The organism is Mycobacterium sp., from assembly GCF_035499775.1.
In the GTDB taxonomy this organism is placed as follows: Bacteria; Actinomycetota; Actinomycetes; order Mycobacteriales; family Mycobacteriaceae; genus Mycobacterium.
Map to the genome: position 1 here is coordinate 35,965 of NZ_DATJYB010000410.1, position 7,124 is coordinate 43,088.

General features: G+C 66.4%; 7 protein-coding genes and 1 tRNA gene. 4 read left to right on the forward strand and 4 right to left on the reverse strand.

The features are described from left to right. Positions 1-23 precede the first annotated feature (23 nt). The gene (locus VML93_RS25520; RefSeq protein ID WP_325615053.1) at positions 24-848 is read left to right on the forward strand and encodes a crotonase/enoyl-CoA hydratase family protein; all 825 of its coding nucleotides are present in this window, start codon (positions 24-26) and stop codon (positions 846-848) included. On the opposite strand, the gene VML93_RS25525 is transcribed toward VML93_RS25520, so the two are convergent. Further along, the gene (locus VML93_RS25525) at positions 835-1,221 is read right to left on the reverse strand and encodes a hypothetical protein (RefSeq protein WP_325615054.1); all 387 of its coding nucleotides are present in this window, start codon (positions 1,219-1,221) and stop codon (positions 835-837) included. The genes VML93_RS25520 and VML93_RS25525 overlap by 14 nt on opposite strands. Before the next feature lie 82 nt (positions 1,222-1,303). On the opposite strand from VML93_RS25525, the gene lipE reads away from it, so the two are divergent. Beyond that, positions 1,304-2,515, forward strand: a complete 1,212-nt coding sequence (gene lipE, locus VML93_RS25530; protein ID WP_325615062.1) for a lipase LipE — start codon at positions 1,304-1,306, stop codon at positions 2,513-2,515. Positions 2,516-2,561: 46 nt separating this feature from the next. After that, on the forward strand, positions 2,562-3,665 hold the full coding sequence (locus VML93_RS25535; protein WP_325615055.1) for a hypothetical protein: 1,104 nt from the start codon (positions 2,562-2,564) through the stop codon (positions 3,663-3,665). A gap of 8 nt (positions 3,666-3,673) precedes the next feature. Here VML93_RS25535 and VML93_RS25540 read toward each other — a convergent pair whose 3' ends face one another. Together VML93_RS25540 and VML93_RS25545 are read right to left on the reverse strand one after the other, a co-directional pair. Further along, positions 3,674-4,648 (reverse strand): hypothetical protein, encoded by a 975-nt coding sequence (locus VML93_RS25540; protein ID WP_325615056.1) that lies wholly within the window; start codon positions 4,646-4,648, stop codon positions 3,674-3,676. Further along, positions 4,638-5,825 carry a glycosyltransferase gene (locus tag VML93_RS25545; protein ID WP_325615057.1) on the reverse strand — a complete coding sequence of 396 codons (1,188 nt, stop codon included), beginning with the start codon at positions 5,823-5,825 and terminating at the stop codon, positions 4,638-4,640. The genes VML93_RS25540 and VML93_RS25545 overlap by 11 nt, the downstream gene beginning before the upstream one ends. A 282-nt stretch (positions 5,826-6,107) precedes the next feature. Between VML93_RS25545 and VML93_RS25550 the strand changes: the two genes are divergently transcribed. After that, entirely contained in the window at positions 6,108-6,884 is a 777-nt protein-coding gene (locus VML93_RS25550; RefSeq protein WP_325615058.1) for a class I SAM-dependent methyltransferase, read from the forward strand. On the opposite strand, the gene VML93_RS25555 is transcribed toward VML93_RS25550, so the two are convergent. Beyond that, positions 6,866-6,952, reverse strand: a tRNA-Ser gene (locus tag VML93_RS25555). The two genes, VML93_RS25550 and VML93_RS25555, sit on opposite strands and share 19 nt — an antisense overlap. Between the last annotated feature and the right edge of the window lie 172 nt (positions 6,953-7,124).

Below are 7,124 nucleotides of genomic sequence, written 5' to 3' on the forward strand. Positions count from 1 at the left end.
ATCCGCCACGCTACGGTCTGGGCATGGGCGAAAGATACGAATCCGTCACTGTCGAAACCAAGGACCAGATTGCGCAGGTGACGTTGATCGGCCCAGGCAAGGGTAACGCGATGGGGCCGGCCTTCTGGTCGGAGCTGCCAGACGTGTTCGCGGAGTTGGACGCCGACCGCGACGTGCGGGCCATCGTGATCACCGGATCGGGCAAGAACTTCAGCTACGGCCTGGACCTGCCCGCGATGGGCGGGACATTCGCCCCGTTGATGGCCGAGGGTGCGCTGGCGCGCCCCCGGCTCGACTTCCACGCCGAGTTGCTGCGGATGCAGAAGGCGACCAACGCCGTCGCCGACTGCCGCACCCCCACGATCGCGTCGGTGCACGGCTGGTGCATCGGCGGCGGCGTCGACCTGATCTCCGCGGTCGACATCCGCTACGCCAGCGCCGATGCCAAGTTCTCGGTGCGGGAAGTCAAGCTGGCCATCGTCGCCGACATGGGCAGCCTCGCCCGCCTACCGCTCATCCTGAGCGACGGGCACCTACGCGAACTCGCGCTGACGGGCAAAGACATCGACGCGGCCCGCGCCGAGAAGATCGGCCTGGTCAACGACGTCTACGAGGACGCCGACGCCTGCCTGGTCGCCGCGCACGCGACCGCCGCCGAGATCGCCGCGAACTCGCCGCTGGCGGTCTACGGCGCCAAGGACGTCCTCGACCAGCAACGCGCTTCGGTGGTGTCGGAGAACCTGCGCTACGTCGCAGCCTGGAACGCGGCCTTCCTGCCCTCGAAGGACCTGAGCGAAGGTATTCAAGCGACCTTCGCCAAGCGCCCGCCACAATTCACCGGCGAGTAGCGCTCAACCACAGGGCGACCGCCAGCCAGCCGGTGGAGATCGTCAGCCCGGCGAATTCCAGCCACCCGACCGTCGCCCCGGCACGGTGGTTGGTGTCGACCAGGTGGCTGAGCGCGTGCAGCGCCCAGTGCGCCGTGGCGAAGGCCAGCGCAGGCACCCGCCAGGTCGGCCACCGCAGCGCGGCCAGCAGCAGCAGACCGAGCGGCAACTCGAAGGACGCGTTGTCGAAGATGTAGTGGTCGTTGCGGACGCCGAACGCGCCGAGGGTGTCGAAGAAGACATCCGGCGCCGCGATCATGAACAACCCGAGTGCCACCGAGTAGAACCCGAAAACAACCAGGATGACCTCGACGTAGCGCGCGCGTATGGGCATAGGACCACGCTAAATGCACCGCTGTGACGAGGCACGTACCCTCTCGGAGGTGGCAGCAGCGACACCCGACGGAAAGATCCGCATGCCGGCCGACCTGGACTCCGTGACGGCGATCGGCGAAGAAGACCACTCCGAAGTCGACAGCTTGGCCGTCGAACGGATCTGGCAGGCCGCGCGCCACTGGTACCGCGCCGGCATGCACCCCGCGATCCAGCTGTGCATCCGGCGGAACGGCCGGGTCGTGCTCAACCGCGCGATCGGCCACGGCTGGGGCAACGCGCCCACCGACGCACCCGACGACGAGAAGATCCCCGTCACGACCGCCACACCGTTCTGCGTGTACTCGGCGGCCAAGGGCATCACGGCGACCGTCGTGCACATGCTCGTCGAGCAGGGACACTTCTCGCTCGACGACCGCGTCTGCCAATACCTGCCCAGCTACACCAGCCACGGCAAGGACCGCACCACGATCCGGCACGTGCTGACCCACAGTGCGGGCGTGCCGTTCCCCACCGGGCCCCGGCCGGACCTGAAGCGGTCAGACGACCACGAGTACGCGCAAGAACAGCTGGCCAAGCTGAGGCCGCTGTACCGGCCGGGATTGTTGCACATCTACCACGCGCTGACCTGGGGTCCGCTGATGCGCGAAATCGTCTACGCCAGCACCGGCAAGGACATTCGCGACATCCTGGCCACCGAGATCCTCGATCCGCTGGGGTTCCGGTGGACCAACTTCGGCGTCGCCAAGCAGGACATCCCACTGGTCGCACCGAGCCACGCCACCGGACGGCCGTTGCCGCCGGTGGTCGCGGGGATCTTCCGCAGGGCGATCGGCGGCACCGTGCACGAGATCATCCCCTACTCGAACAGCCCGGCCTTCCTGTCCACCGTGGTCCCGTCGTCGAATACCGTGTCGACCGCCGATGAAATGTCGCGGTTCGCCGAGATCTGGCGCCGGGGTGGCGAACTCGATGGTGTGCGCATCATCAGCCCGGAAAGGATGTACCGCGCGGTGCAGGAATGCCGACGGCTGCGGCCCGACTTTGCCGTGGGTCTGATGCCGGCTCGCTGGGGCACCGGATACATGCTGGGCACCAACCGGTTCGGGCCGTTCGGGCGCAATGCCCCGGCGGCGTTCGGGAACCTCGGCCTGTCCAACATCGCGATATGGGCCGACCCGGCGCGCGGCCTGGCCGCGGGCGTGATCAGCAGCGGCAAGCCGGGCAGGGATCCTGAGGTCAAGTGCTACACGGCGCTGATGGATACCATCGCCGCCGCGATCCCGTCGATTTGATAAGAGTCACGTTTGCGTCCGCTCTGACGGGGCAATCCTTGGGGGCATGAAATCCGGCCGCTTCCGAGAGCTACTGGCTGCGCCCGGACCATTCGCATCGATCTACTTCGAGCACTCCCCCGACACGCAGGACGCCGGCACACCGCTCGACCTGAAGTGGCGGGCGCTGCGCGCGGAGCTCGACGAGCAGGGCGCCGACGAGTCGGTCACCGCTGAGATCGAGCAGGCCGTCCTGGACGTGCGCCCGCCGATCGGCCGCAGCGGACGCGCGGTGGTTGCCTGCGCGACGGGGGTCGTTCTCAGCGAGCACCTGTTGCGGCCCACCGCCGACACCGTCGTCCGGGTATCCGAGCTGCCCTACATCGTCCCCATCCTCGAACACGGCTTCGAGCAGCCCAATTACCTCTTGGCGGTCGTCGATCACACCGGCGCCGAAATCACCGCCCACGTCAACGGCACCCTGCGTTCGGAGACGGTCGACGGCGGCGGGTACCCCGTGCACAAGGCGGCCGGCGCCGCGACCGCCGGGTATGGCGACCCACAGTTACGCACCGACGAAGCCGCCCGCAAAAACGCTCGCGCCGTTGCCGACCGCGTCAGCGAACTCGTCGATGACACCGCGTTCGACACAGTCTTCGTGGTGGGCGAGGTGCGGTCGCGCTCGGATCTGCTCGCCGCGCTCCCCGACCGCGTGGGCGAGCGTGCGGTACCGCTGCAGGTCGGTGCCCGACATAGCGGACGTGGCTTCGGGGAGATCCAGCGTGCCATCGAGGCCTTGTTCAGCAGGCGGCGGCTCAGCGCGATCGACGCTGCCGCGGAGCGCTTTACCGTCGAGGTCGGGCGGGGCTCCGGGCTGGCCGCGGAGGGACTGGACGCCGTCTGCTCGGCGCTGCGCCAGGGTACTGTCGACACGCTGATCATCGGCGACATCGACGGCGCCACCGTGGTAGCCGACAAGGGACTCACGACCGTGGCCCCCACCGCCAGCCTCTTATCGGAGCAAGGCGCGGCGCCCGCGAAGAGGCTGCGGGCTGACGAGGCGCTGCCGCTGTTGGCCATTTCGGTGGGGGCGTCGCTGGTACGCACCGACGAGCGGATCGCTCCGGCCGACGGGATCGCAGCGGTGCTGCGCTACGCGCCGCCGGTGTGACACATCGGTCATTTCTTCGGCCTGGGAACTGCGGTCCATCGGTTGTAGAAATCCCGCGCCGAGCCTGGATCGTTCACTTCGAACGCGTAGCACAGGACGTCGAACGGCCCGGTGAAGTCGGTGTTGGTGTTCTTCTGGATCCCGAAATCCGCGGTGACCGGGGCCCCGTCGTCGCGGTCGAAAGGGAATCTTCGGTAGACCCAGCGGCAGGGTGTCCCTCGCCGCAGGGTTTCACCGAGGTAATAGGTGGCGCCATCGACGAAGTCGGCGTTGGCCGCGTCGTAGAAGTCGGCCATGGTGGGTGTGAGCCTGAACATCAGCGCGGTGAGGCGGTCGATGCTCTCGGCGGTGTGGTCCCAGCCGGCGCCGTAGCGGGCCGCCCACTGCGGAAAGTCTTCGTGTTGGCGAGCCAGCCAATCGTCAAGCACCGGCGACGGCGGCGGCGAGGAGATCACGCCATCGGCCAGGGTGTGCTGTTTGGTTGGCCCCCAGCCGGGGTGGGCGCGTTTGTGGGCATCCACCACCTGAGACCACCGCTGATAGGTGGCGACCCACACCCCGCCATTGGTGCTGTCTATTGCGTCCAGCAACAGATGCATCGGGGACAACGTGGGCAGCCCAGTGGCGGGATCCGGACGCACAATCGGCAGACCCACCGCGTCCGGCTCGTCGGCGCCGGAAACATGCCATGGGTGGCGGCGTAAGTCGTGCCCAGTGTTGGGTAACGCCTCGGTGGTCCACCCCCAGACGCCCCCACCCACCCGCATCAACGTCTCCCCCAAATACGCCACCACGCCGGCGTTGAAGGAATCGTCGCCGAGCGGATAGCGACCGCGGTACCGCTCGCTTACAAATTTTTCCAAAGCCGGCAGCGACGCCCGCGAGAAGTCCAGCTCCACCACGTCGCGAAGATAGGCACTTGCCATCGTCCCGATCAGGGCATTGATCCAGTCAAGCCACCAATCCAGCGATTCACGATCCACCACGACCTCCACCGTTGTGTATCGGCGCTGCGGCCTCTTCCAGGAGATCGGCTGCGGCGGCGGCGCTTTCGGCGGGTGTGGTCATCTGGGCGGCGACCTCGCGCGTTCGAGTGACGCACCGCGCAGTGAGGATGGAGCGCAGATCCGCGACCAGCGATTTCTGGGTCGCGTCGACGAAGCGCCGCCCACAGCCGACTTCCAGTTGGTTGACCGCAGCCGCCCACATCGGCTGATCGACCGACACGGAAAGGACCAACGTGGGAACTCCGGCGCGGATGCCCGCGAACGTGGTGCCGGGGCCCCCGTGGTGGACGACCGCGCGGCAAGCGGGAAAGACGGCCGAGTGGTTCACCGCGCTCACCACCTTTACGTGGTCGAATTGCGGTATCTCGGTGAAATCACTGGTGCCACCGCAAATCAACGCCCGTTCGCCCAACTCCGCGCAGGCCGCGCTGATCATCGCGAACGCCTCAGCGGGAAATGCGACTCGCGCGCTGCTGCCAAAGCCGAAGTAGATCGGCGGCGAGCCCTCGGCAATCCATGACGAGACCTCGTCGTCGGCATCCATCGGCAACTCCAGTGTCAGCCCGCCGACGAAAGGCCGGCGGACCCCGCATTTCGCCCATTCGGCCGCCAGCCCGGGAAAGAACAGCTCGTCGTAGCCCTGGATCTCCAGCGGTTGGCGCGTCGAGGGTTCCTCTGGCAGGCCCAGTGCCCGGCGTTGGACGTCTTCGGCCTCTTTGGTCGCGCGCGAACCCATACCACCGGGCGCGATCGGGTAGACGTGCACCGAAGCCAGCGGAATGTCGTAGTAATCCGCAACATTGGCGGCCAGCCCCTGCTCGCTCGGGTCCGTCATAAGCAGATCGGCCCCATCTGCCAGCGACGTCAGCGACGCACCCAGTTGCGGCCAGAGTTCGTTGATGTCCCGCAAAATTTCGAACGCCATGGTGATGGGGTTCGGCGTCGGCCCGAATTTGCGGGCCAACTCCTCGTTTTGCAGCGCCTGGTCCCGGCCGTGGGCGACCGCGGCAAGCCCGGCCGACTCGACGAAGTCAAGAAAGTTGGGCGGGACCGCCATGCGCACTTCGTGACCTCGGCGCTGCAACTCCCGACCGACCGTGGCGCACGGCTCGACATCGCCCCGAGTACCCAAGCTGGCCAGCGCGAATTTCATCGCCGATCCTTCGGCACGGAATCTCCCGGCAATCTCTGATGTACGAGTGGGTTCGCCCCACTTTAACGTAACGAGCTGGTGTCGGTGAAAGGCCCATCTGCGCAAAGGATTTGGCATTGCTGCCAGCGAGCTGCCTGGTGTCCGCCGAGCCGCCTAGTCTCAACTGGCTTGGCCCGCAACATTTTCAGGGGGTCCGGCTTACCCGTCGGGTACCGCTCACCCGATCAAACGCGAGTTGTACCCTTGCACCATGCACGACGCCGACAAAGGCATCTGATCTGAATGCCGAAGCTGGCGAATGCCGCACAATACGCGCGCGGTTGTGAACAGATTCCCGGCTTCTTCTACGTTGCGGACTTCCTCCTGTTCGATTTCATCCTGGGCGACCAGCTGGACAGCGGAGTCGCCGGAGACTTGCTGGAGATCGGGGTCTACCGGGGTAAATCGGCAATATTGATGGGCTGCGGCCTACGCCCTGACGAGCGCCTGATCGCGTGCGATCTGTTCGACGAGGTGCTGTCGCACGAAGACCTCGGTACAAAGCACCGGGAAATCTACGGCGGTCTGCAGGTCGCGGAGTTCCACCGCAACTGGGATCTCTATCACAGCCGACAACGACTCGACGTCCGAGTCTGCGACTCGGCGCAGTTAACCAACCTGCCGCCGTTGCGCTTCACCCACATCGACGGCTGCCACAACCAACAGTGCGTCAGCGGCGACATCAAATTGGCGGCCAAGCACACCGGCCCACGGGGCGTGATCAGCCTGGATGACTACGGGATAACCGAAGAACCAGGCGTCGCCGCGGCAATTTCGGAAGCTGTCGCCGCCGGTGAGCTTCTTCCATTCTGCGCGTCCGACATGAAGCTGTATGCCGCCACCAACACCGACGATCAAGCACATTGGGCTGCCGTTTTGAAGACGATCCCGGGAGTAGGCGTGGTTCCGTTTCCCGACTACGAGGTGGTCACGTTGTCGGCGCAGGTGAGCCCGGCGATCGTGCTCTCAAACCTGTTGTTTTGTATGGGCGCCCAGCGCGGCGGTGGCGGAGGGATTTGAACCCCCGGACGGTTTTGGCCGTCTCTCGCTTTCAAGGCGAGTGCATTAGGCCGCTCTGCCACGCCACCGCCGATAAGGGTAGCGGGGCCGCTGGCGTGCCACCCGTCCGAGTCTCCGGATCAGGAGGCTTGCCCACCTACGCGCGAGCGGCCCCAAATGCGCGCGGGTGCCGGCGTGTCGCGGTACAAATGCGCGCGCTCGTCAGCGGCCGTGGCATCCGTGACACCACCCGGTAGCGTG